General features: G+C 44.4%; 1 protein-coding gene. It reads right to left on the bottom strand.

Translation table 11 applies throughout. From position 1 onward, the window contains the following. Nucleotides 1-123: 123 nt before the first annotated feature. Nucleotides 124-581 (bottom strand): GNAT family N-acetyltransferase (locus B3V51_RS10610; protein WP_286708392.1); only part of this gene is annotated, 458 nt, incomplete at its 5' end.

Below are 581 nucleotides of genomic sequence, written 5' to 3' on the forward strand. Positions count from 1 at the left end.
GATAATGCCACGCGCGTGCCCGCCTTTAATTGGTTTAAGCGCTTAATCATTGTGGCATTTATCTTACTCAGTATTGGGCTATTTATGACCTTTGGGCATTTTTGGGGGCCATCAAGATAGGGGCTATGCACTGACCCTTTTTTCTAACTCCAATAGCTCTAAATCTTCGCGTTTTGGCTCACCATTATTACCATCATTTGGGAACGGTATTTTATTACCATTTAACTGATAGCCACGGCGCTGATAGTAAGCCAAAAGCTCAGGGCGATGGCTCAAAATTGACATGGTTAAGCGTGCAGGCTGTTTATCAGTGTCATTTTCAGTTGATAACAGATGTCGTGTGGCAAAAGTCTCGGCAGCCTGTAGTAGCACATTGCCAACGCCCTGCCCTTGCAGTTCAGGATGTACCGCAAACATACCGATATAGGCTTTTTTGTTTGAGTTGGCATCAGTTTTTATATCGACAGCGATACAACCAAGTATTTCACCTGTTTCCTCTGCATCACGCTCACCTGTCGTGGTTTTTGGATAGACAAACAGATAGTGTGTGGGATTATTAATCGTACTCGCCAGCTCCTCTG

It is taken from the genome of Psychrobacter sp. UBA2514 (genome assembly GCF_002341255.1).
Classification (GTDB): Bacteria; Pseudomonadota; Gammaproteobacteria; order Pseudomonadales; family Moraxellaceae; genus Psychrobacter; species Psychrobacter pacificensis.